This window comes from Streptosporangium sp. CA-115845, assembly GCF_050943795.1.
In the GTDB taxonomy this organism is placed as follows: domain Bacteria; phylum Actinomycetota; class Actinomycetes; order Streptosporangiales; family Streptosporangiaceae; genus Streptosporangium.
In genome coordinates this window covers 1-24,236 of the sequence record NZ_CP191988.1, presented here as the reverse complement: position 1 = coordinate 24,236, position 24,236 = coordinate 1, and the positions used below count along the sequence as shown (strand labels likewise).

Below are 24,236 nucleotides of genomic sequence, written 5' to 3'. Positions count from 1 at the left end.
GCCATACCCGCAGGCGGGAACACTCGCCTCGACTCTCGACAGAGGCCAAATCATGATCTTCATCGTCGTCAAGTTCACCGTCCGTCCCGAGCGGGCCGAGGAGTGGCTCTCGCTCGTCGACGACTTCACCCAGGCCACCCGCGGCGAGCCCGGGAACGTCTTCTTCGAATGGTCCAGGAGCGTCGAGGTGCCCGGCCAGTTCGTCCTGCTGGAGGCGTTCGCCTCGCCCGCGGCGGGCGAGGAGCACGTGAACTCGGAGCACTTCAGGACCGCCATGGCCTTGATGCCCGAGCTGATCACGAAGACGCCGGAGATCATCAACGTCGAGGTACCCGGCGAGGGCTGGTCGCAGATGGCGGAACTGTCACCGGCCCGGAGCTGACCAGAGGTGATCATCGATCGTTGACGGCCTCCAGTCGCCGAGACAGGTGCGGGTGGTCTGCCCGGCCGCCTGTTCGGGGGTCAGTTGGGGCCTGTTCTCGGGAACGGGCCTCGCGGCTCCCGGGCCGACATTGCGGTACTCGCCGAACCTGGCGTCCTGCCAGGGGTAACCGGCACTCATGTTCACGTACGGCGCGGCGACGTCGATCCCGGGGCCGATCCAGGTCTCACGCACGGTCAGCATCGGGACGGCGGTCGGGTCGCTGCTCGGGCGCCAGGGGCGTGCGAGGCCGTAGGCGCCGTCGGGGGACTCGCTGGTGACGCGGCGACCGGTCGCCAGGTAACCGTGCGGGTTCGCGGCGGCGGTGCTCGGGGCGAACACGAACCCGTAGGGCCGAAACGGCACGTCGCGCACCAGAGTGCGCAGTTCACACCGGTCGAAGACCGCGGTGGTCGGGACGAGCGCGAGGCCGAGGGCGGCGGTCCCGGACGGCATCCGACGTCGGCCGAACAACGGACTCTGGGACGACATGGTCACACAGGTGAACAGCTTCCGCGTACAAGACCATCCGCACGTTAGAGAGGCTTGACAACGATGCCAACAGCGGAAGTTCGGGGCTATCCGCCCTATCTACAATCAAAATGAGCTGATTTCCCGTAAGATCCCGATCTTGTCATGACCGCAAAGATCGGGGGATCGGGGATGTTGACCCGTAGGGACACGTTCAAGCTGCTCACGGGCACCGCGGTGGCCGGATTCGCCGCCACGCAGGCTCGACCGGGATTCGCCGCCACCACGTCGGGCCGGGTGACCGCCCCCGTCTGGACGGTCACCGGGAAGAGCGCCTCGGGGCTGGCGGCCTTCGACAGCACCCTGAAAGGTTTCATGCAGGCACGTGCCATCCCGCACGCGTCCCTGGCCGTGGTGCGCAAGGGCAAGCTGATGCTGGCCCGTGGCTACAACTGGACCGCGGACACCACGTTCCAGGCGGGCCCCACCTCGCTGTTCCGCGTCGCCAGCCTCAGCAAGCCGGTCACCGCGGCCGCGGTGACGAAGCTCGTCCAGGACGGGAAGCTGAGCCTGTCCGCCCGGGTGGCGCCGCTGCTCGGCCTGAGCACCGCCGCCGACCCCCGGCTCGGCGCCGTCACGGTGCTCCACCTGCTGCAGCACCTGGGCGGCTGGGACAGCACGATCTCCCCGGACCCGATGTTCCAGGACCGCACCATCGGGAGGCTGCCCGGGGCGACTCTGCCCGTGAGCCAGGCCAACATCATCGAGTGGGTGAGCGGTCGCAAGCTCGACCACGCCCCCGGAACGAGGTACGCCTACTCGAACTACGGCTACCTGCTGCTTGAGAAGATCATCGAAAAGGTCAGCGGCCTGTCGTACGCCGGCTACGTACAGCAGCAGGTCCTCGGCACCGTCAAGATCAAGCGGATGGCGCTCGGCAGATCCGCGAAGAGCCAGCGGCGGTCGACGGAGGCTCCGTACTTCTCCGGGAAGACCGGGGTGACGGTGCTCGACGCCTCCGGCACCGTCGTGGACGCTCCTTACGGGAGCTTCAACATCGAGAACATGGCCGCGCACGGCGGCTGGCTCTCCTCCGCCGTCGACCTGGTGAAGTTCAGCACGATCTTCGACGGTGCGGGACCGCTCACCGCGGCGTCCATCACCAGGACGTTCGCCAAGCCGTCCATCGGGATCAACGCGGACGGCTGGTACTACGGTCTGGGCTGGCAGGTGCGCCCGGTCACCGGCGGCGGCATGAACACCTGGCACACCGGGTCGCTGCCCGGCACCTCGACCCTCATGGTCCGCAGGTACGACGGGCTGAGCTGGGTGGTGCTGTTCGACCAGCGCGACGACCCCTCGGGCCTCGGCTACGGCGACATCGACTCCCTGCTGCACAAGGCCGCGAACGCGGTCACCACCTGGCCGACCACCAACCTGTTCTCCACCTACGGCCTCTGAGCCCTGGGTCGCCTCCCCAGGCGAGCCCGTATCCCAGGGAGGCGACCCGAACCGGCTCCACGACAACCGCATGCCGTTCTGTGGATCTTTCCGTCTATCGCGGTCGCCGGCCCGCCCGGCCGGTACGCCTAGTCCGGCAGACGCCTGCTCCGTCCGCGCCGCCGGGAGAACCGCCACCCGGTGAAGGTGAGGCCGACGCCCGTCACGGCCACCCCCGCGTAGATCCAGATCAGGATCGGCCGGCCGCCGGAGGCGTCCGGTGCGGGAGTGGCGACGGCCGTCGAGGGCGGGGTCGCCGGGGGCGACGCCGTACCCAGAGCGGTGACGAGTTCCGCGGTGAGCGGCTCCCCGCTCGGCAGGCCGTCCCCAGCACGCAACGCGGCATCACCCGGGCCGACCAGCAGGTTACCGGCGCAGAGCGAGGTGTTCAGTGCCACCCCCGGATCAGCCGTGAGCAGGCCCGACTGGCCGGTGGCGGCGAACACCAGGTACCGCGACCCGGTGACGAAGTTGTATCCGCACGCGGCACTGTCGGCGTTGGTGGCCACCTCGAACCCGGCGCTCGCCTTCCCCTTGTAGATCTGGTCGGCCCGGAAGGTGTAGACGACCGGCGGTGGCGGACCGAACAGGTCTCCTTCGACCCGGCGGGCGGCCACCACCGTCCCGGTGAAGACGGCCGCCGCCCCCTTCACCTGCTCGGCCGGTTCGAGGAGAGCGCAGGAGCAGGCACATGCCGTACCGGGAGCGATCACGAGGATCCCGGCCAGCAGAAGCAGAACGACGAGCAGCCGATGTCTCATGCCCTCATGACGTACCCCTCCCCGCGATGGTTCGATACCGGTGCCGCCGGACCACCGCTGGAGGATCCCGAAGGTCGAACCTCGGAAGCCGGGGATGACGGCCGTTCATCTCCGGAGCCTGGACGATCTCCAGGAGGCTCTTGCCGCACCGCTCACCGGCCGGTACACGTCACCCACAGCCTCCTCGTACCGGCTACGGCTGCGTCAGCGCCTCGGTGGGCGACAGGCGGGAGGCGCGGATCGCCGGGTACAGACCGGCCAGCACGCCGATGACCAGCGTGGCGCCCAGCCCACCGAGCACCGCCCACGCCGGGATCACCACGGGCCACGACACCGAGGTGACGTACCCCGCGGTGACCGCCACGCCCAGCAGCGCGCCCGCGATCCCGCCCAGCGCCGACAGCAGCAGCGACTCGGCGAGGAACTGGGTGCGGATCTGCCCCTTGGTCGCCCCCAGGGAGCGGCGCAGGCCGATCTCGCCGCGCCGTTCCAGCACCGAGATGACCATGGTGTTGGCCACCCCGACCCCGCCGACCAGCAGCGCCACCCCGCCCACGCCGAGCAGCAGCCCGGTGAAGGCCGCGTCGGCGGCCTGCTTGGCGGCCAGCGCGTCGGAGGGACGCGACACGTCGACCTCGTTGGGGGCCTCCGGGTTGGCGGTGGCGCCGAGCACCTGAGCCACCGCCTCCACCTGCGCGTCCCGCGAGCGGGTGTAGACGACGGTCGGGCGGCCGTCGAAGCCCAGCCTGGACTCGGCCACCGGCCAGCCGACCAGCGCCGCGGTGTCCAGTTCGGGCGCCAGCGGCGCCGGGGCCAGGATGCCGACAACGGTGAACCACACTCCGCCGACCATTACCTGGGTGTCGGGCCCCGCGTGGCCGATCCCGAGGCGTTGCGCGGTGACCGCGCCCAGCACCGTCGCCGGATAGGAGGCGGTGGCGGCGTTGAGCCAGGTACCGCTACGGACCTCGGCCCCGACGGTGGCGGGCAGCCCGGTCCGCACGGCGTAGGTCGCGATCCCGTTCGTCTCCGCCTTGGGGATCTTTCCGGTGCGGTAGACGTCGGCGTCGGCCACCCGCCCGATGGCCGAGACCGACTCCACCGGAGCGATCCTGCCCACCATCGCCTCGGCTTCGACCGGCAGCCTGGCCTGCTCGCCGGTCATCGTCGTGCCGGGCGAGACGGTCAGCAGGTTGGTGCCCAGCTCGGACAGGGTGCGGTCCAGATCGGCACGCGAGGAGGAGGAGATGCCGACCACGGCGACCATCGCGGAGATGCCGATGGCGATCCCCAGCGCGGACAGGAACGCCCGCATCGGCCGGGTGCGCAGGCCCACCACGCCCACCTTGAGCACATCGCGCGGCCACATCCTGGCCGGTCGCAGCACCGGTCGCAGCATCTCGGCGGTCATCGACCCACCTCCGAGACCGCGGCCTCGGGCCGCGCGCTGTCGAAGGTCACGCGGCCGTCGCGCATCCGCACCCGGCGGGGCAGTGACTCGGCGATCTCCCTGTCGTGCGTGATGATCACCACGGTGGTGCCTCCCGCGTGCAGGCCGCGCATCAACTCCATCACCCCGGCCCCCGAGGCGGAGTCGAGGTTGCCGGTCGGCTCGTCGGCCAGCAGGAGCGGGGGGTCTCCCGCCACCGCCCGCGCCACCGCGACGCGCTGGCGCTCGCCACCAGACAGCTCGTGCGGCTCATGGTCCATCCGGTGGCCCAGCCCGACCCGTTCCAGCGCCGCCGCCGCCCTGCGCCGCCGCTCGCTCTGCCGCAGGCCGGAGTAGAGCAGCCCGTCGGCCACGTTGTCCAGCGCCGTGACGCGCGCGGCGAGGTGGAACTGCTGGAAGACGAAGCCGATCCGGGTGGCCCGCAGCGCCGACAGCCTGGCGTCCCCGAGCCTGCCCACCTCGTAGCCGTCGATGCGCACGCTGCCCGTGGTGGGTCGGTCCAGGGTGCCGAGCACGTTGAGCATGGTGGACTTGCCCGAGCCCGAGGGGCCCACAATGGCGACGAGCTCGCCGGCGCCGATGTCCAGTGAGATACCGGCCAGCGCGGTGACGCCGCCGGGGTAGACCTTCGTCACGTCGCTCAGTGAGATCACTTCGGCATCCCCACGACGGCTCCCTCGGTGATCCCGTCACCGGAGATCTCCACCCGGCCGGCCGCGAACAGGCCGGTCCTGACCGGGACGTAGGAGGACGTCGAGCCGTTGACCACCTCAACGCCGAAGCCGCCCTCCCGCAGCGCCAGCAGCGCGGCGACCGGGACGGTCAGCACGTCCTTACGCCTGCCCGCGGTGAAGGTGACATCGACCGAGGCCATGGCATAGGCGGCGGCCGCCTTCTGCGCCTTCCCGCCGCGCAGCTCGACGACCACCTCCACGCCGGTCGTGGGGCTCTGGCCCTGGCCGCCCGGCTTGATCACGGTGGACACCTCCTTGACGCGGCCGCCGATGACGGTGTCATCGGGGAGCGTGACGGTGACCTTGCCGCCCTTCTTGGCCAGTCGCTGCTCGGAGGCGCCCAGCTCGACGGTGACGGCCTTGGCCGTGCCGGAGTAGGTCAGCACCTTGCGTCCCGGGCCCGTCGGGTCGCCCTCTCCCGCCTGGAGGCTGTCGACCCGGATCGCGCCAGGGGCGAACATCACCCGGCCCAGTTCGACCTCGCCGCTCTCCTCCAGACCCCGGTCCTCCTGCCACCGCCTGACGGCCTCGGCGGTGGAGTAGGTGTACTCGTCGTCGACCGTGAAGCCGGTGTAGCCCAGCGCCTTCAGGTTCCTCTCCAGCTGCTTGACGTCGTGGCCCTCGTCGCCGACCCGCATCGTCCGGTAGGCGGGCAACGTGCCGTACATCAGCACCACCGGCCTGTCGTCCACCCGGTACAGCGCTCTGCCCCGGGTGACACGGTCGCCGGTGCCCGGCAGGTGGGTGAGGGTGCCGGGCAGCCGGTTGACGGCGGTGCTGGTGGTGCCGTAGCCGAGCGCGCCGTCGGCGGTGTGCGTGTCGGTGAGCGTCTGCCTGCTCACCGGGACGGTCTTGGGCGGCAGCCGGGTGGCGGGGGCGCCGGCCGCGGTGCCGTCGCCCATGCCCAGCACGCCGGCGGCGGCCGCGCCGCCCACGGCCATGGCGACGATCGCCAGGACGATCTTTCCCCCGCGGCGCGCGCGGCGTCGTGGGCGGGTCTCCTCTGCGGTCACTGCGGGCCGCCGGCCGTCATGATGTCCTGGCACTTCTGCTGGGCGGCGGGGAAGTCGGGGTCCTCACCGATCTCGGGGGTGATCATGATGCCGCGCTGGCCCGGCTTGGGATCGGGGAAGCTCTCCAGGCCGTTCTCGCGCATGCAGGCCGCGTAGGCGCGGCCTCGCTCCTCCGCCTTGGGGTCGGCGGCCCCGGACTTGTCGCCCTGCGGGTTGAACTCCTGACATGCCTGCATGGCCTTGTCCACCGTGGCCCTGTCGACGCCGCTGTTCTTGTCGAACTTGAGCTGGATGCGGCCACCCTCCGGGTCCTCCATGGGCACGCCGTTCTCCCGCATGCACTGGGCGAACCTCACGCCCTTCTCCTCCTGGCTCAGGGTCGGGGCGGCGCTGCCGCCCGTCTGCTTGGCCCCGCCGCCGGCCGAGGCCACCGTGCCGGTTTCGGGCGCGGCACCGCATCCGGTCATGGTCAGGGCCAGTAGCAGTGCCGCCAGCGCGTGGTACGTCCGCAGTCGCATGGTGTCGTCTCCTCAAGGCGCGGCCGGAGCGTTTCCGGCCCTTCGGGAGGTGATGCAACCGGGTGCGGTGTTTCCCCGGCGTTTCCAGGAACGATCACTAACGTGGAGGAAACACCGGGGCGGCCACCATGGGGGCATGCGAGTTCTGGTGGTGGAGGACGAGCCGTTGCTCGCCGAGGCGATCGCGGAGTGGCTGCGCGAGGAGACCCACGCGGTCGACGTCGCCCTCGACGGAGCGGCGGCGCTGGAGCGGGCGGGCATCAACGACTACGACGTGGTCGTGCTGGATCGGGACCTGCCGGCCGTACACGGCGACGAGGTCTGCCGGGAACTGGTCGAGGCGGGGACCGGCGCGCGGGTGCTGATGCTGACCGCGGCCGCCGAGATCACCGACCGGGTCGAGGGCCTGTCGCTGGGCGCCGACGACTATCTCAGCAAGCCGTTCGCCTTCCCCGAACTGGCCGCCCGCGTGCTGGCGCTCGGGCGCCGGTGCCGCCCCGCCACGCCGCCGGTGCTGCGCCGCGCGGGCATCACCCTGGACCCCGCACGCCGCGAGGTGTTCCGCGACAGCCGCTACGTGCCGCTGGCCAAGAAGGAGTTCGCCGTGCTGGCCGAGCTGCTGCGCGCCGACGGCGCGGTGGTTCCCGCCGAGCAGCTGCTGGAGAAGGCGTGGGACGAGTACGCCGACCCGTTCACCGGTGCCGTCAGGCTCACCATCCTCAAGCTGCGCCGCAAACTCGCCGACCCCCCGCTCATCGAGACCGTCACCGGAGTGGGGTATCGCATCCCGTGAGGTCCCGGACACTGCTGCCGCGCCGCATCACGCTGCGGGCCCGGCTGACCCTGATCTACGGCGGGCTGTTCCTGGTGGCCGGGATCGTGCTGCTCGGTACCACCTACACACTCTTCAGCCAGCAGCTCACCTCCAGGACGAAGGTCATCACCATCGGACGCTCGGCGCCTGCCTCCGACGTCATGTACGGCCCGCCGTCGGCCACCCTGCTCGACGCGGAGCAGTGGATGAAGCAGCAGAAGAGCACCCTGCACGAGGCCGCCACCACCTCGATGCTCACCCTGGGCGGCATCGCGCTGGTGGTCGTCGGCGGTGCCGCGGCGGGTTTCGGCTGGCTGGTCACCGGCCGGGTCCTGGCACCCCTGCACCAGGTGACCGAGACCGCCAGGCGGATCGCCGCGGCCCCCGCCGCCGACCGGGGGCTGCACGAGCGGATCGCCCTGCGCGGGCCCGACGACGAGGTCAAGGATCTGGCCGACACCTTCGACGTCATGGTCGAGCGGCTGGACCGCTCCTTCGACGGGCAGCGGCGCTTCGTCGCCAACGCCTCCCACGAACTGCGCACCCCGCTCACCCTGGGCCGGGCGCTGGTCGAACTGGCCATGCACCGCAAGTCGGCCTCCGAGGACGTCAAGCAGCTTGGCGAGAACCTGCTGGAGATCAACACCAGGCACGAGCGGCTCATCGTCGGGCTGCTGCTACTGGCCGGATCGGAGAACGAGATCACCGAGCGGCTTCCCGTCGATCTGGCCGACGTGCTCAGCCATGTCGTGGCGCAGTGCGCGCCCGAGGCCGGACAGGCCGGGATCGAGATCACCGAGCACGCGGGGGAGGCACTCACGCTGGGGGACGCCCTGCTGCTTGAGCGGATGGTGCACAACCTGGTGGAGAACGGAGTGCGGCACAACGCCAAGGAGGGCGGTTGGGTGCGGGCGACCAGCCGTGTCAGGGCCGACGGCAGGGCCGAGGTCGAGGTGAGCAACAGCGGGCCGACGGTGCCGCCGTACGAGCTTCCCGCGCTGTTCGAGCCGTTCCGGCGACTGGGCGCCGAGCGCATGGTCACCGCCAAGGGGGCGGGGCTGGGCCTGTCCATCGTGCGCTCGGTGGCCCGCGCGCACGGGGGTGAGGTCGCCGCCCGCCCGCGGGCCGGCGGCGGCCTGGTGGTGACCGTCACCCTGCCGGGTGGTGGCGGGCCCGGCTGATTCCCCAGGTGCCTTGACGTCCTCCCCGGGCTGAAGGCCGAAGCACTGGCCCGCATTCCGGTAGCGGGAGCGTCACCGGGCGGGCGCCGTTTCCTCGGGTGCCGGGATCCGGGCCGGCGTGCGACTCACCGGCCACCCCTCGGCGCGCGCGAGTTCCGCGTATCGGGCGGCGTCGCGCACCGCGGCGCCGCCCGGATCGTTGTTGAAGTACACGTGGACGTCGCAGCGCTCATCCCATTCCCGGCCCAGGCGCCGCAGCCAGGAACGGAGCGCGCCGTCGCCGTACCCGGGCCAGGGGTGTGCTCGGCCCTCGTGGAAGCGCAGGTAGGCCCAGTCGGTGGTCCGCCACAGGGGTGTCTGCGGGCGGCCGAGCCGGTCGGCCCAGCACAGGGCCGCCCCGTGGGCCGACAGCACCTCGCGGACGGAATCGCTCCACCATGACACGTGCCGGAACTCGACGGTGACCCGCACCTGGGCGGGAAAGCAGCGAAGACATGCGGCGAGCCTGCCGGGATCGGCCGGCAACGTCGGCGGAAGCTGCAGGAGGATCGGCCCGAGCTTGGCTCCCAACCCCTCGGCCGCCGCCAGCAGGCGCTCGACGGGCTCCTCGGGATCCTTCAGCCGCCTGACATGGGTGAGGAAACGGCTCGCCTTGATCGCCATGACGAACGTGTCCGGGGTGCGGTCCCGCCACTTCTCGAACGTCTCGCGCGCCGGCAGCCGGTAGAAGGTGTTGTTGTTCTCGGTCGTCTCGAAGCACTCGGCATACCGCTCCAGCCACAGCCGCTGGGGCAGGCCGGGCGGGTAGAGCCCCCCGCGCCAGTCGGCATACTGCCAGCCAGACGTCCCCACCAGCATCATGACAGCTCAGCCCCGTCGATTCCGGCCCTCCACCAGCAGAACCTGCCCGCCACCGCGGCCCCCACACGGGCCGCCGCCCACCTTCCCCGCCGGCGGTCCCTGTGCGGACCGCTCGCTCCCGCGGAGGGATTTCCACCCTCGATACAGATTTGACCCGAGGAAGACAGGGCCATATCAGCCTTGGCCTTCTTTTACGAGTTCAGCCGAGCGGCACGGAAAATCGCCATGGTCGGCCGGTGGAAGCGTGGTCCCTCAGGCCGTGGTCCGGCGCGCGATGAGCGTTTCGACACCGTCGAGCAGGAGGTCGAGGCCGAAGGTGAAGTCGTCGTCGTCGACCCATTCGGCGGCGTCTCCGAAGGCATTGGAGTGGATCGCGGCGAACAGTTCGGGATAACCCTCCGGGTCGACGACCTCGGCGAGGACCCTGCTGTACCCCGCCATCCCCGCGACCCCGGCGTCACCGACGATTTCCCGCCCGCTGCTCATCCCATGCACGAACGTGGCCTCGCTGATGGCGTACCCGCCGAGGGCGCTCGCGATGTTGATCCGCTCGCCTGCGTCCAGCCCCGTGTCGGCGAGTGCGGCCAACGCCCGGTCCAACCAGCGTAGGCTCCGCGGGCCCATGGGCGGGGTGAGGCGGGCGATGAGCAGCATCCACGGCCTGGCGAGGAAGGAGTCACGGTTGGCGCGGGTCCATGTCGCAAGGTAGTCCCGCCACGACAGCCCGCCGAGCTCGGGGGGGTCTGGGACCGCGGCGTCGGCCATGGCCGTCAGCAACTCCTCCTTGCTGCCGACATAGCGATACAGGGACATCGTCGCCACTCCCACGCGGGAGGCGACGCTGCTCATCCGGACGCCCGGCAACCCCTCGGTGTCGGCGATCTCGATCGCGGCGGCGATGATCCTGGCCGCGTCGAGGCTCGGTCGCGGCCCGTGGCGTGACACGGACTCACGCCCCCACATCCGCGCCACGACGGGGGGCAGCACACGCTCCTCTGCCATGACGCCTCCGTTCCTCCCCGCCCGGTTGCCCGCCGCGAGCCGAACTCAATGATCCGTTTCGATGGTTGCCCAGGTGTGGAATCACGCACCCTGTACAACATATGCTGTACCTCATACCCCGTATCTTCGGCAACCAGATGCCGGGAGCCGCGTCGGGCGGCAGGTGGTATCGCCGTGGCGTGCGAATGATCTGTCGTTTTCTCGGCTGGTGGCGCCCCTGACGGGCGACACCATTCATCCGCGTACTGACGGAGGAGGCGGGCAAGGACTGGATGGGCACCGGACTCGTGTTCACCACCACGTCGGGCCGACCGATCGAGCCGCGCAACCTCGCCCGCTCCTTCGCCCGGATCGTGGCGGCGAACACGCTGCGACCGATCCGTGTTCACGACGCGCACCGCCGCGTCGCTGCTCAAGAAACTCGGGGTCGCGCCACATGACGCGATGGAGATCCTCGGGCACAGCCGTATCTCGGTCACGATGGAGATCCACACGCACGGGGACGGCGAGAGCCGCCAGGACGCCCTCAAGAAGGTCAACGGACTGTTCGAGTGAGGCCGTTGCAGTACCCGTTGCAGTAAAAAACCCCGGAGCTTGATCGCTTCGGGGTGTTTATCGAGGTGGGGCTACCAGGACTTGAACCTGGGACCTCTTCCTTATCAGGGAAGCGCTCTAACCGTCTGAGCTATAGCCCCTCAGCACACACGAACGGCCCCGCACCCGCTTCGCGGAGGCGAACCCGTCCGTTCGAACTGGGAAAAGCTTACCCTGTTCCGGCACCTGCTTGCGCCATGTCCCCGACCGCGGCAGGGCGGGGACATGGCTCAAGATCGGTTACTCGGCCTCGCTGAAAGTGACCTCCACGCCTCCGACCAGGTCGGAGGCGACGTTGTAGATCACCGCGCCGAGGGTGGAGAGTGCGGTGATCAGCACGACGTTCACCGCGCCGATCAGGGCGGTGTAGCCCAGGATGCGGACCGGCTCGAACCAGGAGGCGACGTCGACGCCACTGGTGGCCTTGCCGTCGGCGGTCGTCAGCTGGTTGACCGTCTGGATGATGTTGTCGAACACCCCCAGCCCCGACAGCACCATGTAGAGCACCGCGACCGCGATGAACAGCACCACGAAGCAGACCAGTGACACCACGAAGCTGAACTTCATGGCCGACCACGGCTCGACCCTGCGCAGCACCAGGTGCGCCTTACGGGGCGACCTGGGGGCGGGGATGTCCGAGGGCTTCCTGCCAGGCGCGTCCAGCGGCGGTTGGGGCGACGACAGGCTTCCGGGCGACCAGGGCTGCTGCCCCGCCGGTGGGCGGTTCTGCTGCCCCGCCGCCGGCGGAGGCGATGAGGATGGCTGTAACGGCGGCGCGGATGGAGGTGGAGATCCTGGACGGATCCGCACCGTGGTCTCGGCCTGCTTGCCGTCCTCTGTGGTCGTCACTTTTTTCCTGCCCTTGGGGTCGTCGGCTACCGATTCATCGGTTTCCGGCGCGGGCGCGCTACCGTTAACCGGTGACGAGGCCGCCTCGACGCCTTTCGTTTCAGCGGCCTTGTCTACTTTCTCCGTCACCTGGTCGCGTGTCGACGAGGAGGCGGGGCGCGAGCCCGGCTCGCCTTGAGAACTCACGGGTTATCTCCTTCCCCGTTCCCCTCGGTCTCCACCGACACTTCGGCGTTTTCCTCGGTCTCCAACGACTCCGCGTTGCGGGCCAGAGCCACGACGCTGTCCCCCTCTGCGAGATTCATCAGTCGAACCCCCATCGTCTGGCGGCCCGACTGCTTGATCTCCCCGGCGCTCGTCCGGATAACCCCTCCGGCGGACGTGATCGCGAAAACCTCGTCCTCGGGCCTGACCATGACCGCGCCAACCAGCTTGCCACGGGTGCTGACAATCTTGGCGGTCAGCACGCCCTTTCCACCTCTGCCCTGGAGCGGGTACTGATCCACGGGGGTGCGCTTGGCGTATCCGCCCTCGGTGGCGATGAGCACGTTGTCGCCGTCGGCGATCCGGTTCATCGCCAGGAGCTCGTCGCCCTCAAGGAAGCGCATGCCGATCACACCGCTGGTCGCCCTGCCCATCGGGCGCATGGCCTCGTCGGAGGCCGTGAAGCGGATGGACTGGGCACCGCGGGAGACGAGCAGGAGGTCGTCCTCCTCCGACACGAGCCTGGCAGCGATCACCTCGTCATCTTCGCGCAGGTTGATCGCGATGAGGCCACCCGTGCGCGGCGAGTCGTACTCGGACAGGCGTGTCTTCTTCACCAGGCCGCTGCGGGTGGCCAGCACGAGGTAGGGGGCGACGTCGTAGTCACGCAGGTCCAGGACCTCCATGACGACCTCGTCCGGCTGCATGGCCAGCAGGTTCGCCAGGTGCTGCCCGCGCGCGTCGCGGCCGGAGTCGGGGAGCTCGTACGCCTTGACCCGGTAGACGCGGCCCTTGTTCGTGAAGAACAGCAGCCAGTGGTGTGTCGTGGTGACGAAGAAGTGGTCGACGATGTCGTCCTGGCGCAGCTGCGCACCCCGCACACCCTTGCCGCCGCGCTTCTGCGCCCGGTAAAGATCTGTGTTGGTTCGCTTGGCGTAGCCGCCGCGGGTGATCGTGACGACCATGTCCTCCTCGGCGAGGAGGTCCTCGATGGACATGTCGCCCTCGTAGGCGATGATCTCGGTCCTGCGCTCGTCGCCGTACCGCGCGGTGAGCTCGGAGAGCTCGTCCTGGACGATCGTGCGCTGCCGTTCGGGCGAGGCGAGGATCGCCTGGTACTCGTTGATCTGCGTCATCAACGCGTCGTACTCGTCGGTGATCTGCTGGCGCTCCAGAGCGGCCAGCTTGCGCAGCTGCATGTCGAGGATGGCCTGCGCCTGGATCTCGTCGATCTCCAGGAGCGTCATCAGGCCCCCCTGGGCGGCGGACGCCGAGGGCGACCGCCGGATCAGCGCGATGACCTCGTCCATCCGGTCGAGTGCCTTGAGCAGCGCGCGCAGGATGTGCGCCCGCTCCTCGGCCTTGCGCAGCAGGTAGCGGGTCCGGCGGACCACGACCTCGATCTGGTGGGCCACGTAGTGGCGGACGAACTGGTCGAGCCTGAGCGTGCGCGGCACGCCGTCGACCAGGGCCAGCATGTTGGCGCCGAAGGTGGTCTGCAACTGGGTGTGCTTGTAGAGGTTGTTCAGCACGACCTTGGCGACCGCGTCGCGCTTGAGCACGATCACCAGGCGCTGGCCGACACGCGAGGAGCTCTCGTCGCGGACGTCGGCGATGCCGGTGATCCGGCCGTCCTTCACCGACTCGGCGATGGTCAGCGCGAGGTTGTCCGGGTTGACCTGGTAGGGCAGCTCGGTGACGACCAGGCACTGGCGGCCCTTGGCGTCCTCCTCGACCTCGACGATCGCCCGCATGGTGATCGAACCGCGGCCGGTCCGGTACGCGTCGTCGATGCCACGCCGGCCGACGATCAGCGCGCCGGTGGGGAAGTCGGGGCCCTTGACCCGGGCGATCAGCGCTTCGAGGAGTTCCTCGTCCGTCGCCTCCGGGTTCTGCAGGGCCCAGACGATGCCCGAGGCCACCTCCCGCAGGTTGTGCGGCGGGATGTTGGTGGCCATGCCGACCGCGATGCCCGCCGCCCCGTTGACCAGCAGGTTGGGGAAGCGCGAGGGCAGGACCGTCGGCTCCTGGGAGCGCCCGTCGTAGTTGGGGATGAGATCGACGGTGTCCTTGTCGATGTCGCGCAGCATCTCCATGGCGATGGGCGCGAGCTTGCACTCGGTGTAGCGCATCGCCGCGGGCGGGTCGTTGCCCGGTGAGCCGAAGTTGCCCTGCCCGTCGACCAGCGTGTAGCGCAGTGCCCAGTGCTGGGCCATCCGCACCACGGTGGCGTAGATCGACGCGTCGCCGTGCGGGTGGTAGGTGCCCATGACGTCACCGACGACGCGGGAGCACTTGAAATAACCGCGGTCGGGCCGGTAGCCGCCGTCGTACATGGCGTACAGCACCCGGCGGTGCACCGGCTTCATGCCGTCGCGGACGTCCGGCAGCGCGCGCGAGACGATGACCGACATCGCGTAGTCCATGTAGCTGCGCTGCATCTCGGACTGGATGTCGACCGGCTCGACGCGGTCTACCGGAGGGCCGGGCGGAGTGTTGACTTCCGTCACAGGTCAAGATCCTTTTCTGGTACGGCTACCGCTACACGTCGAGGAAACGGACATCTCGGGCGTTCCTGATGATGAAGGAACGGCGCGCCTCGACGTCCTCACCCATGAGCACGCTGAACAGCTCGTCGGCCTGGGCCGCGTCGTCGAGGGTGACCTGCAGGAGCAGGCGGGTGTCGGGGTTCATGGTCGTATCCCAGAGCTGACCGGCGTTCATCTCGCCCAGCCCCTTGAAGCGCTGCACGTTGTCACGGGGCCGGGGGTCGGGCTTGCCCGCGTCGATGCCGGCCTGGATGACCACGTCGCGTTCCCGGTCGGAGTAGGCGTAGGAGGCGTCGTCGCCCTTGCGGTCCCATTTGATCTTGTAGAGCGGCGGCTGGGAGAGGTAGACGTGCCCCGCCTCGATCAGCGGCCGCATGAAGCGGAACAGCAGGGTCAGCAACAGGGTCGTGATGTGCTGGCCGTCGACGTCGGCGTCCGCCATCAGGATGAGCTTGTGGTAGCGGAGCTTGGTGATGTCGAACTCGTCGTGCACCCCGGTGCCCATGGCCGTGATCAGCGCCTGGACCTCCTGGTTCTGCAGGACCTTGTCGATCCGGGCCTTCTCCACGTTGAGGATCTTGCCGCGGATCGGCAGGATCGCCTGGAACTTGGAGTCGCGCCCGCCCTTGGCCGAGCCGCCCGCCGAGTCACCCTCGACGATGTACAGCTCGCACTTCTCCGGATCGCTCCACTGGCAGTCGGCCAGCTTGCCCGGCAGACCGGAGCCCGACTCCAGCAGCGACTTGCGCCGGGTCAGGTCACGGGCCTGGCGGGCCGCGAGGCGGGCGCGGGAGGCCTGCAGGGACTTCGTGATGATGTCCTTGGCCTCACCGGGGTTGCGCTCGAACCAGTCGCGCAGGTGGTCGTTGCAGGCCTTCTGGACGAACGACTTGGCCTCGGTGTTGCCCAGCTTGGTCTTGGTCTGGCCCTCGAACTGCGGGTCGGCCAGCTTCACCGAGATGATCGCGGTGAGGCCCTCGCGAATGTCCTCACCCGCGAGGTTGTCGTCCTTGCCCTCCTTGAGGAACTTCTGCTCGCGCGCGTAGCGGTTGACGATGGACGTCAGTGCCGCACGGAAGCCCTCCTCGTGGGTGCCGCCCTCCGCGGTGTTGATCGTGTTGGCGAAGGTGTAGACCGACTCGCTGTACGAGTTGTTCCACTGCATCGCGATCTCGACCGCGATGCCGTCTCCGTGCGCCTCGAAGTCGATCACCGATACGTGGGCGGGTTCCTTCTTGGAGTTGAGGTGCTTGACGAAGTCGGACAGACCGCCCTCGTAGTGGTAGGTGACCTCTTTGGGGTCATCCTCGATGAACTCGGGGCGCTCGTCCCTGATGGAGATCGTCAGGCCCTTGTTGAGGAAGGCCATCTCCTGGAAGCGGCGCGCGAGAGTCTCGAAGTGCCAGGTCGTGGTCTCGAAGATGGTCCCGTCGGCCCAGAAGGTGATCGAGGTGCCGGTCTCGTCGGTCTCCTCGCCCTTGATCAGGGAGGTGGTGGGCCGGGTGCCGACGTAGGTCTGCCGCCAGTGGTGGCCGTCGGTGCGGATCTCCACCTCGAGCCTGCTGGACAGCGCGTTGACGACGGAGACGCCCACGCCGTGCAGTCCTCCGGAGACCGCGTACGACTTGTCGTCGAACTTGCCGCCCGCGTGCAGCACGGTCAGCACGACCTCGACCGCGGGACGGTTCTCGCCGGGAACGTTGCCGACCGGGATGCCACGGCCGTTGTCGACGACCCGCACGCCGTTGTCGGCGAGCAGGGTGATCTCGATCCGGTCGGCGTGCCCGGCCAGGGCCTCGTCGACGGAGTTGTCGACGACCTCGTAGACGAGGTGGTGGAGACCGCGCTCACCGGTGGAGCCGATGTACATGCCGGGGCGCTTACGGACCGCCTCAAGTCCTTCGAGAACAGTGATTGAGCTAGCGTCGTAGGACAAGTGCGAAATCCTCCTGCCGCGGACACGCGGCAGGGAGACAAACGTGTAGCCCCGCCGTGCCCGTCACCGTCGTGAATGCCCCGATGCGTCCACCCAGGGGAGCCGGCACACACGCCGGGGGTGACACGCAAACGGACGTGTCCGGAATTCGATTTCATTCTAGCGGCTCAGAGCACATCATGTGGCATTGACGGCCCCTGGAATGGCCTGTCGCGTGACGATCATCGTCTTGAACATCCCCCTACGGGGGCGGGGTTCGTCGCGTCAGAAAGGCTGCTGATCCGTTTCTGAGCGCCGAGTCAGCCGTAGGTGTCGCCCGGGCCGCGGCTTCCGGTGACGCGCAGACCGCCGCTGGAGCGGGGGCCGTTCTGCGGTCCACGGACCTTGACCCGTTGTACCGTTCCGTCCCCTAGCTCCTCATTCAGCCTTCTTACAAGGGTCCTTGCCAGCAGCCGCACCTGGGTGGCCCAGGCGGTGGAGTCCGCGACGACCACGACCTCGCCCTCCGCGAAGGTCTCCGGCCTGGTGTGGGCCGCCATGTCCGGGCCGACGATCTCGTGCCAGCGGCCGAAGACCCCGCCGATCGCGGCAGGCTGCTGCCAGCCCCGATCGGCGAGCAGGTCGGCGATGGCCCTGCCGAAGAGCTGGGGGTCACCCGCGTCCCTGCGCGGCCCGGACGCCCTGCGGCGCGGCTCCCTGCGGGGGAGCTGACCTCGCCTGGCGGCGTCCGACTTGGCCTGGGCCAGCTTCTCCCTGGCCATCGCCGCCCCCTTGGCGGCCGCGCTCCTCGCCGAGCCGGGAGCCGTGGCGTCCGCCCCGCCACCGCCCGATCCAGGCTCTGCGTCATCGGGCACGGGCCACGCCTCCCTCTGTCACGTCGAACCGGCCTCCGGCCAGTTCCTTCGGCACGTCGTCGGGAACCGCGGCGGTGATCAGCACCTGCTCGGCGGGGGCGACCATCTCGGCCAGGCGGCGCCGGCGCCTGCTGTCCAGCTCGGCGAAGACGTCGTCCAGGATCAGGACCGGGTCGCCGCCGTCGGCCCTGAGCAGGTCGTAGGCGGCCAGCCTGAGCGCCAGCGCGTACGACCACGACTCACCGTGGCTGGCGTAGCCGCGCGCGGGCAGCTCCCCCAGCCCAAGGAACAGGTCGTCGCGGTGCGGGCCGACGAGGGTGACGCCACGTTCGAGCTCGGCGGCGCGAACCTCCAGCAGGCCGGCCCGCAGCCGCTCCGCGAGCTCGGCGCGGTCGGTGCCGGCATCCGCAGGCAGGGTGCCGCGGTACTCCAGCCCCGCGGGGGCGGAGTCGGGCGCGAGAGAGGCGTACGAGGCGGCGACCAGAGGGCGCAGCGTCTCGACCAGCTCCAGCCTGGCCGCGAGCAGCTCGGCGCCGTGCGTGGCCAGGTGGGCGTCCCAGACCTCAAGGGTGCTCAGCGGGTCCCCCGCCCCGGCCTCGGCGAACGCCGCGTCGCTCTCGGCCCGCCGAGTGCTCCGGCCGCGCCCCCGCCGGGCCTGCGCGGCCGTGCGCAGCAGGGCGCCGCGCTGCTTGAGCACCCTGTCGTAGTCGGCGCGCACCCCCGCGAACCTGGGCGCCCTGGCCACCAGGAGATCGTCGAGGAACCGGCGCCGCTCGGCGGGGTCGCCCTTGACCATGGAGAGGTCCTCAGGAGCGAACAGGACGGTGCGCAGCAGGCCGACGACATCGCGTGTGCGAGAGACGGGCGAGCGGTTCAGCCTGGCCCTGTTGGCCCTGCCCGGGTTGATCTCCAGCTCGATCAGCGCGCGCCGGTCGTCGCGGACCACCACCGAGCGCACGACCGCCCGCGCCGCGCCCTGCCGGACCAGCGGCCCGTCACCGGCGACCCGGTGGCTGGCCTGCGTCGCCACGTAGCCCAGCGCCTCGACCAGGTTGGTCTTTCCCGTGCCGTTGGGCCCGACGAAGGCCGTGACCCCCGGCTCCATGCCGAGATCGACGGTTTCGTAGGACCGGAAGTCGGTCAGGGAGAGATGGGCGACATGCACCCCAGGAAGATTAGTCGGCCCCGCCCGTCACCGTGGCCTCCGGCGCCCGCACGGCTCGCGCCCCGTGGAGAACGGTATGGCGCGAGCCCTGCGACGGAGGTCGCGAACGTGCGGCCGCGGCCGCCGGAGCGGCCCTGCCGAGCCGGGAGCGGTGGTGGGTCCGCGCCCTGGACGGGAACGCCGCGCTAGCCGGCCGCCTCGACCGGGGGGGTGACGTCGGCGCCGGGGGAGTCGGCGCCCTTGGCCGCCGAGCCCGCCCTGGAGGTGACCGCGTGGCCGCCGAACTGGTTGCGCAGGGCCGCGACGACCTTCATGGCCGGCGAGTCGTCCTGGCGGGAGGCGAACCTGGCGTACAGGGCGGCGGTGATGACCGGCAGCGGGACCGCGAGGTCGACGGCCGCCTGAACCGTCCAGCGGCCCTCGCCGGAGTCCTGCGCGTAGCCCTCGAGCTGTTCCAGAGCGGGGTCCTCCTCAAGTGCGCGGACCATCAGGTCGAGCAGCCAGGAGCGGATGACGGTGCCCTGCCGCCAGCTCTTGAAGGCGCCGGGCACGTCGGTCACGATGTCGGAGGCCTCCAGCAGCTCCCAGCCCTCGGCGAAGGCCTGCATCATGCCGTACTCGATGCCGTTGTGGACCATCTTGGCGAAGTGACCGGCACCGATCCTGCCCGCGTGGACGAAACCGTCCTCGCCCTCGGGCTTGAGGGTCTCGAAGATCGGCATCGCCCGCTCGACGTCGGCCCTGTCGCCGCCGACCATGAGCGCGTAGCCGTTCTCCAGCCCCCAGACTCCACCGCTCACGCCGCAGTCGACGAACCCGATGCCCTTCGCGGTGAGCGCGGCGCCGTGCCTCTGGTCGTCGACGTAGTGCGAGTTGCCTCCGTCGATGAGGAGGTCGCCGGGGGCCAGCACCTCGCCGAGCGCCTCGATCGTCGCCCGGGTCGGTTCCCCCGAGGGCACCATGATCCACACCGCTCGCGGCGTCTGGAGCCGCTCCGCGAGCTCCTCCAGGCTGGAGACGTCGCTGACCGCGGAATCGCGGTCGTAACCGACGACCTCGTGGCCGCCGCGGCGCAGGCGCTCAGCCATCCTGCCGCCCATCTTGCCCAGCCCGACCATGCCGATCTGCATACGAGTACCCCCTTCAGGGTTCCATCGTTCACCTACGCCAGACGTGCCCGCGCAAGCCTTACCAGCTCGGGGTTCCCGCCTACCGGATCACCCGTGGGACCGTGGAGGACGTCCTCCAGGCCGATGCGCGTGGCCAGCCCTGACTGCCCCGCGAAGTCCAGGAGAATCCAGGTCGGCTCCTCCTCCCCGTGGAGCAGCCGCGGTCCCGGTACGCCGAGCTCGGCGAGGCGGTCCAGGATCGCACGCGCCCGGCGGACGGCCGTGTCCGCGGGGTCGCCGAGGATCTCGACGAGCACCCGGGCGCACTGCAGTCCGCTCGCGGCGAGCGCGTCGGCGTCGTCTGTCGACCAGACCCCGGCCTCCACGTCCACCCCTAGCCGCCGCAGATCATGCCACAGGTCCCGGAAGCCGGGTTCCGAGAGATTCACGGACGCGAAGTCCGGCAGGTCGCCGGGGGCGAGCGCGGCCCAGCCGCGGACGGCCGCGCGCCGCGCCTCCACATCCCCGCCGGTTATCCACAACCCCGTGCTCACCCCCACGGGGAGCCCGGGGCACGCCTCGCGCACCGCGCGCACCGCCGCCCCGATGTGGACGGCGCTGAGCGACTCGCTGCCGCCCTCGTCGCGCGGATGCATGTGCACAGCGTCCGCACCCGCCTCACGGGCCTCACGGGCCGCCTCAGCGAGCTCCAGGGGGGCCAGAGGGAGAGCCGGGTGGTCGCCGGGCCTCCTGGCACCGTTCAGGCACGCCTTGAGCCACAGCGCGCCCGAGCGGGGCGCCCCCGTCATCAGCTGGAGAGCCGGATGGGCATGATCAGGTAGCGGTAGTCGGGAACCTCTCCGTCGTCCACAGGCTTGCCGCCGGTGAGGATGGCCGGCTTGGTGGACGTGGTCATCTGCAGGCGGGCCACGTCGGAGTCGATCGCGCCAAGGCCCTCCAGCAGGAACTGGTGGTTGAAGGCGATGTTGATGTCCTCGCCCTCGAACTCGACGGGGAGCACCTCGACGGCCTGCGCCTCGTCGCCGCTGCCCGCCTCCAGGACGACCTCGTCGCCGCGGAAGGCGAGCCGTACCGGCGTGTTGCGCTCGGCGACCAGGGCCACGCGCTTGACGGCCTCGACGAAGGCCGCCGTCGGCAGCTGCGCGCAGGCGGAGAACTCGGTGGGCAGCAGCGAGCGGTACTTGGGGAACTCGGGGTCGAGCAGCCTGGTGGTGGTGCGGCGCCCCGCGCTGGAGAAGCCGATCATGCCCTCACCGGTGCCCCCCGCGGAGCTCATCGCGATCTCGACCTCGGCGCCGGTGCCCCCCAGGGCCTTGGCCGTGTCCGCGAGGGTCCTGCCCGGGATCATCGCGATCGCCGAGAAGTCGGGCTGGTCCGGCTGCCACTTCAGCTCCCGCACGGCGAGGCGGTAACGGTCGGTCGCCGCGAGGGTGACCGTGTCCCCCTCGATCTCCACGCGCACGCCGGTGAGCATCGGCAGGGTGTCGTCCTTGCCCGCGGCCACGGCGACCTGGCCGACGGCGGAGGCGAACACGTCGCTGCCCACCCGGCCGGCGGCCGGTGGCATGGTCGGCAGCGAGGGATAGTCCTCCACCGGCATGGTCAGGAGGGTGAACCGGGCGCTGCCACAGGTGACGACCGCCTTGGCGCCCTCCACGACGAAGTCCACAGGCTGCGCGGGGAGCGCCCTGGTGATCTCGGCGAGCAGCCTGCCCGAGACGAGCACCACGCCCGCCTCTCCCGTCTGCAGTTCGAGGGTCACCTCGGCGGAGACCTCGTAGTCGAAGCCCGAGAGCTTGAGTTGCCCGTTCTCAGTGACCTCAAGACGCATGCCGGCCAGCACCGGCACGGAGGGACGCGCCGGCAGGCTGCGCGCCGTCCATGCGACCGCCTCAGCGAGCACGTCTCGGTCGACCCGGAACATCACGTGGATCTGCCTCCTGTGTATCGAGCGCCGTCCGCTCGGTGCCTGGGGTTCAAGTGTTCACTGTCTGAAGCCTGCGCTCTCCCGGAACCCCTCTTATGGCTCTTGGGTTTCCTAGTAGAGATACAAGTGGCCATCGTATTAGGGGGTGTGGATACTGTGGAAAGCCATCGTTTCCGCAGGTCAAGTGCGGTTTTTTCATCCACCGGGGTTGTGGGCGCCCGCTGTGGACAACTCTTGGGGCTGGGGAGAACCGCGGAGTACCCACAGGCCGTCCCCAGATTCGGCGCGCTCTGTCCACCGGTTATCCACGAGGTTTCCCCAGGTTATCCACCGGGTATGAGGTCGGTTTGTCCTTGTGGAAAACTCTCTTCACAGGGCGTCCCCAGGTTGTCCACGGGTTACCCACAGGTTGTCCCCAACTTCTCCCCAGAGTTGTCCACAGCCCCCGAACAGGGTTCGGACCGGCTCGTCTGCTGATGATCATGGGTGGACGTCCCGGAGCCTTCCCCGCCCTCGCGAATCGTTGATCCACAAGGTTTTCCACAGCCTGTGCATCACGGGGTGAAAAACCTCAGCCATTGCGGGACTGCTGCTTGATCCTGGTGGTGAGTTCGTTGACCTGGTTGTAGATCGAGCGGCGCTCGGCCATCAGGGAGCGGATCTTCCGGTCGGCGTGCATGACCGTGGTGTGGTCACGGCCGCCGAACTGCTGGCCGATCTTCGGGAGCGACATGTCGGTCAGCTCTCTGCACAGGTACATGGCGATCTGGCGGGCGGTGACCAGGACGCGCGAGCGCGACCCGCCGCACAGGTCGTCGATCGACAGACCGAAGTAGGCGGCGGTGGAGGCCATGATCGTGGCGACCGTTATCTCGGACCCGGCGTCCTCGGTGATCAGGTCCTTGAGCACGACCTCGGTGAGCTGCAGATCGACCGACTGCCGGTTGAGGCTGGCGAACGCGGTCACCCTTATCAGGGCACCCTCCAGCTCGCGGATGTTGGTGGAGATGCGGCTGGCGATGTACTCCAGCACCTCGGGCGGCGCGGCCAGGCCCTCCTGGATCGCCTTCTTGCGCAGAATCGCGATGCGCGTCTCCAGCTCGGGCGGCTGGACGTCGGTGATCAGGCCCCACTCGAACCGGTTGCGGAGCCGGTCCTCCAGCGTGACCAGCTGTTTCGGCGCCCGGTCACTGGAGATGACGATCTGTTTGTTGGAGTTGTGCAGGGTGTTGAAGGTGTGGAAGAACTCCTCCTGCGTCTGCTCCTTGCCCTCCAGGAACTGGATGTCGTCCACCAGCAGGATGTCCACGGCCCGGTAGCGGCCCCGGAAGTTGTCGGCCTTGTGGTCGCGGATGGAGTTGATGAAGTCGTTGGTGAACTCCTCGGAACTCACGTACCGCACCCGCGCGCCGTCGTACAGGCTCTGGGCGTAGTGGCCGATCGCGTGCAGCAGGTGGGTCTTGCCCAGACCCGAGTCGCCGTAGATGAACAGCGGGTTGTACGCCTTGGCGGGCGCCTCGGCCACCGCGACCGCGGCCGCGTGGGCGAAACGGTTGCTGGAGCCGATGACGAAGGTCTCGAAGGTGTATTTCGGGTTCAGCCGGGCGGGCTCGCCCGGCGTCCGGCTCCCGCGGCTGTCCCACCTGTTCTGTACGCCGCCCGCACCGGGCACCGCGGGCGCGCCGCGGTCGAAGGAGTCGGGCTCGGGACGCGGTGAGGGCGCGGTGTAGCCACCGCGGTTGTATCCGGGGCTCGGTTCCCCCGGTCCGGGAGCCTGCGACGGCTCCGAGGAGCGGTACGGCTGGGGGGGTTCCTCGCCCTGCTGGTACGGATAGGAGAACGGCTGGGCCTGTGGATATTCGGTGGACGGCTGGGCGGCCGGGTTACCCCCCTGGTAGGGGGGATGGGGCACCGAACCCCCGTGGTGCTGGGGATTGGCCGGTTGTGCATAACCCTGCTGGGCTCCGCCGGCCTGTGCATAACCCTGCGGTTGCGCCTGGGGATAAGGGTCCTGGCGGGAGGCGAGTCCAGGCTCGGGGCCCGCCGCGCTGGGGTCGACCATGACCGCCACCCGCATCGGGCGGCCGAACTCCTGGGAGAGCGCGTGACTGATAAGCGGACGAAGCTTGTTCTCCAGAACATCTCTGGCGAAATCCGTGGGTGCGGCGAGTACCACCGTGTCGTTCATGAGGCCGAAGGGCCGGGTCATGTTGAGCCAGACCCGCTGCTGAGACGGGACGTTCTCGTTCAGGGAGTTCTCCAGCGCCCTCGCCCAGACCGCGCTGAGGTCCGTTCCGTCCAT

The 24,236-nt window shown here is 69.7% G+C and carries 22 protein-coding genes and 1 tRNA gene; 5 read left to right on the top strand and 18 right to left on the bottom strand.

Features of this window, described 5'->3' with window-relative positions; all coding sequences use genetic code 11:
- Positions 1 to 52 precede the first annotated feature (52 nt).
- Positions 53 to 382: a putative quinol monooxygenase gene (locus ACQP0P_RS01815; RefSeq protein WP_433369995.1), complete on the top strand. Its 330-nt coding sequence runs from the start codon at positions 53 to 55 to the stop codon at positions 380 to 382.
- Here ACQP0P_RS01815 and ACQP0P_RS01810 read toward each other — a convergent pair.
- Entirely contained in the window at positions 365 to 913 is a 549-nt protein-coding gene (locus ACQP0P_RS01810) for a hypothetical protein (protein ID WP_433369992.1), read from the bottom strand. The two genes, ACQP0P_RS01815 and ACQP0P_RS01810, sit on opposite strands and share 18 nt — an antisense overlap.
- A 171-nt stretch (positions 914 to 1,084) precedes the next feature.
- Here ACQP0P_RS01810 and ACQP0P_RS01805 point away from each other — a divergent pair, with 171 nt between their 5' ends.
- On the top strand, positions 1,085 to 2,353 hold the full coding sequence (locus ACQP0P_RS01805) for a serine hydrolase domain-containing protein (protein ID WP_433369989.1): 1,269 nt from the start codon (positions 1,085 to 1,087) through the stop codon (positions 2,351 to 2,353).
- A gap of 128 nt (positions 2,354 to 2,481) precedes the next feature.
- Here ACQP0P_RS01805 and ACQP0P_RS01800 read toward each other — a convergent pair whose 3' ends face one another.
- The 5 genes from ACQP0P_RS01800 to ACQP0P_RS01780 all read right to left on the bottom strand — a co-directional run bounded on the left by ACQP0P_RS01800 (position 2,482) and on the right by ACQP0P_RS01780 (position 6,868).
- On the bottom strand, positions 2,482 to 3,153 hold the full coding sequence (locus ACQP0P_RS01800) for a hypothetical protein (protein ID WP_433369986.1): 672 nt from the start codon (positions 3,151 to 3,153) through the stop codon (positions 2,482 to 2,484).
- 193 nt (positions 3,154 to 3,346) lie between these two features.
- Positions 3,347 to 4,564 carry an ABC transporter permease gene (locus ACQP0P_RS01795; RefSeq protein ID WP_433369983.1) on the bottom strand — a complete coding sequence of 406 codons (1,218 nt, stop codon included), beginning with the start codon at positions 4,562 to 4,564 and terminating at the stop codon, positions 3,347 to 3,349.
- A complete protein-coding gene (locus ACQP0P_RS01790) occupies positions 4,561 to 5,256 on the bottom strand; it encodes an ABC transporter ATP-binding protein (RefSeq protein ID WP_433369980.1) in 696 nt (231 codons plus the stop codon). Before ACQP0P_RS01790 ends, ACQP0P_RS01795 begins: the two co-directional genes overlap by 4 nt.
- A complete protein-coding gene (locus tag ACQP0P_RS01785) occupies positions 5,253 to 6,350 on the bottom strand; it encodes a peptidoglycan-binding protein (protein WP_433369977.1) in 1,098 nt (365 codons plus the stop codon). The genes ACQP0P_RS01790 and ACQP0P_RS01785 overlap by 4 nt, the downstream gene beginning before the upstream one ends.
- On the bottom strand, positions 6,347 to 6,868 hold the full coding sequence (locus tag ACQP0P_RS01780; protein WP_433369974.1) for a hypothetical protein: 522 nt from the start codon (positions 6,866 to 6,868) through the stop codon (positions 6,347 to 6,349). Before ACQP0P_RS01780 ends, ACQP0P_RS01785 begins: the two co-directional genes overlap by 4 nt.
- 136 nt (positions 6,869 to 7,004) lie before the next feature.
- Between ACQP0P_RS01780 and ACQP0P_RS01775 the strand changes: the two genes are divergently transcribed.
- Positions 7,005 to 7,661: a response regulator transcription factor gene (locus ACQP0P_RS01775; protein WP_433369972.1), complete on the top strand. Its 657-nt coding sequence runs from the start codon at positions 7,005 to 7,007 to the stop codon at positions 7,659 to 7,661.
- Positions 7,658 to 8,863 (top strand): sensor histidine kinase, encoded by a 1,206-nt coding sequence (locus ACQP0P_RS01770; RefSeq protein ID WP_433369969.1) that lies wholly within the window; start codon positions 7,658 to 7,660, stop codon positions 8,861 to 8,863. The genes ACQP0P_RS01775 and ACQP0P_RS01770 overlap by 4 nt, the downstream gene beginning before the upstream one ends.
- A gap of 72 nt (positions 8,864 to 8,935) precedes the next feature.
- Here the strand turns inward: ACQP0P_RS01770 and ACQP0P_RS01765 are convergent, their stop codons facing one another.
- Positions 8,936 to 9,721, bottom strand: a complete 786-nt coding sequence (locus tag ACQP0P_RS01765; protein ID WP_433382473.1) for a DUF72 domain-containing protein — start codon at positions 9,719 to 9,721, stop codon at positions 8,936 to 8,938.
- Positions 9,722 to 9,976: 255 nt separating this feature from the next.
- Positions 9,977 to 10,726, bottom strand: a complete 750-nt coding sequence (locus tag ACQP0P_RS01760) for a TetR/AcrR family transcriptional regulator C-terminal domain-containing protein (protein ID WP_433369966.1) — start codon at positions 10,724 to 10,726, stop codon at positions 9,977 to 9,979.
- A 381-nt stretch (positions 10,727 to 11,107) separates the two neighbouring features.
- Between ACQP0P_RS01760 and ACQP0P_RS01755 the strand changes: the two genes are divergently transcribed.
- Positions 11,108 to 11,281 (top strand): hypothetical protein, encoded by a 174-nt coding sequence (locus tag ACQP0P_RS01755; protein ID WP_433369963.1) that lies wholly within the window; start codon positions 11,108 to 11,110, stop codon positions 11,279 to 11,281.
- Between the two features lie 66 nt (positions 11,282 to 11,347).
- On the opposite strand, the gene ACQP0P_RS01750 is transcribed toward ACQP0P_RS01755, so the two are convergent.
- From ACQP0P_RS01750 to dnaA, 10 genes are all read right to left on the bottom strand, one after another.
- Positions 11,348 to 11,421 (bottom strand) — tRNA-Ile (locus ACQP0P_RS01750).
- 139 nt (positions 11,422 to 11,560) lie between these two features.
- Positions 11,561 to 12,169, bottom strand: coding sequence for a DUF3566 domain-containing protein (locus ACQP0P_RS01745; RefSeq protein ID WP_433369960.1), 609 nt, complete (start codon positions 12,167 to 12,169; stop codon positions 11,561 to 11,563).
- A 182-nt stretch (positions 12,170 to 12,351) separates the two neighbouring features.
- Positions 12,352 to 14,883 carry a DNA gyrase subunit A gene (gene gyrA / locus ACQP0P_RS01740; protein ID WP_433369958.1) on the bottom strand — a complete coding sequence of 844 codons (2,532 nt, stop codon included), beginning with the start codon at positions 14,881 to 14,883 and terminating at the stop codon, positions 12,352 to 12,354.
- 31 nt (positions 14,884 to 14,914) lie between these two features.
- Complete coding sequence (gene gyrB, locus ACQP0P_RS01735; RefSeq protein ID WP_433382470.1) at positions 14,915 to 16,837, bottom strand: DNA topoisomerase (ATP-hydrolyzing) subunit B; 1,923 nt, start codon at positions 16,835 to 16,837, stop codon at positions 14,915 to 14,917.
- A 320-nt stretch (positions 16,838 to 17,157) separates the two neighbouring features.
- A complete protein-coding gene (locus tag ACQP0P_RS01730) occupies positions 17,158 to 17,712 on the bottom strand; it encodes a DUF721 domain-containing protein (protein ID WP_433369955.1) in 555 nt (184 codons plus the stop codon).
- A complete protein-coding gene (recF, locus tag ACQP0P_RS01725; protein WP_433369952.1) occupies positions 17,702 to 18,877 on the bottom strand; it encodes a DNA replication/repair protein RecF in 1,176 nt (391 codons plus the stop codon). The genes ACQP0P_RS01730 and recF overlap by 11 nt, the downstream gene beginning before the upstream one ends.
- A 185-nt stretch (positions 18,878 to 19,062) precedes the next feature.
- Positions 19,063 to 20,007 carry a phosphogluconate dehydrogenase (NAD(+)-dependent, decarboxylating) gene (gene gnd / locus ACQP0P_RS01720; protein ID WP_433369948.1) on the bottom strand — a complete coding sequence of 315 codons (945 nt, stop codon included), beginning with the start codon at positions 20,005 to 20,007 and terminating at the stop codon, positions 19,063 to 19,065.
- 32 nt (positions 20,008 to 20,039) lie between these two features.
- Entirely contained in the window at positions 20,040 to 20,795 is a 756-nt protein-coding gene (locus tag ACQP0P_RS01715) for a 3-keto-5-aminohexanoate cleavage protein (protein ID WP_433369946.1), read from the bottom strand.
- The gene (dnaN, locus tag ACQP0P_RS01710; RefSeq protein ID WP_433369943.1) at positions 20,795 to 21,934 is read right to left on the bottom strand and encodes a DNA polymerase III subunit beta; all 1,140 of its coding nucleotides are present in this window, start codon (positions 21,932 to 21,934) and stop codon (positions 20,795 to 20,797) included. Before dnaN ends, ACQP0P_RS01715 begins: the two co-directional genes overlap by 1 nt.
- A 571-nt stretch (positions 21,935 to 22,505) precedes the next feature.
- Positions 22,506 to 24,236 carry a chromosomal replication initiator protein DnaA gene (gene dnaA, locus ACQP0P_RS01705; RefSeq protein ID WP_433369940.1) on the bottom strand — a complete coding sequence of 577 codons (1,731 nt, stop codon included), beginning with the start codon at positions 24,234 to 24,236 and terminating at the stop codon, positions 22,506 to 22,508.

What these genes read in the sequence shown, in the direction of transcription:
- ACQP0P_RS01815 (WP_433369995.1), top strand. Translation starts at nt 53, where the DNA reads ATGATCTTCATCGTCGTCAAGTTCACCGTCCGTCCCGAGCGGGCCGAG.
- ACQP0P_RS01810 (WP_433369992.1), bottom strand. Translation starts at nt 913, where the DNA reads ATGTCGTCCCAGAGTCCGTTGTTCGGCCGACGTCGGATGCCGTCCGGG.
- ACQP0P_RS01805 (WP_433369989.1), top strand. Translation starts at nt 1,085, where the DNA reads ATGTTGACCCGTAGGGACACGTTCAAGCTGCTCACGGGCACCGCGGTG.
- ACQP0P_RS01800 (WP_433369986.1), bottom strand. Translation starts at nt 3,153, where the DNA reads ATGAGACATCGGCTGCTCGTCGTTCTGCTTCTGCTGGCCGGGATCCTC.
- ACQP0P_RS01795 (WP_433369983.1), bottom strand. Translation starts at nt 4,564, where the DNA reads ATGACCGCCGAGATGCTGCGACCGGTGCTGCGACCGGCCAGGATGTGG.
- ACQP0P_RS01780 (WP_433369974.1), bottom strand. Translation starts at nt 6,868, where the DNA reads ATGCGACTGCGGACGTACCACGCGCTGGCGGCACTGCTACTGGCCCTG.
- ACQP0P_RS01775 (WP_433369972.1), top strand. Translation starts at nt 7,005, where the DNA reads ATGCGAGTTCTGGTGGTGGAGGACGAGCCGTTGCTCGCCGAGGCGATC.
- ACQP0P_RS01765 (WP_433382473.1), bottom strand. Translation starts at nt 9,721, where the DNA reads ATGCTGGTGGGGACGTCTGGCTGGCAGTATGCCGACTGGCGCGGGGGG.
- ACQP0P_RS01760 (WP_433369966.1), bottom strand. Translation starts at nt 10,726, where the DNA reads ATGGCAGAGGAGCGTGTGCTGCCCCCCGTCGTGGCGCGGATGTGGGGG.
- gnd (WP_433369948.1), bottom strand. Translation starts at nt 20,007, where the DNA reads ATGCAGATCGGCATGGTCGGGCTGGGCAAGATGGGCGGCAGGATGGCT.
- ACQP0P_RS01715 (WP_433369946.1), bottom strand. Translation starts at nt 20,795, where the DNA reads ATGACGGGGGCGCCCCGCTCGGGCGCGCTGTGGCTCAAGGCGTGCCTG.
- dnaA (WP_433369940.1), bottom strand. Translation starts at nt 24,236, where the DNA reads ATGGACGGAACGGACCTCAGCGCGGTCTGGGCGAGGGCGCTGGAGAAC.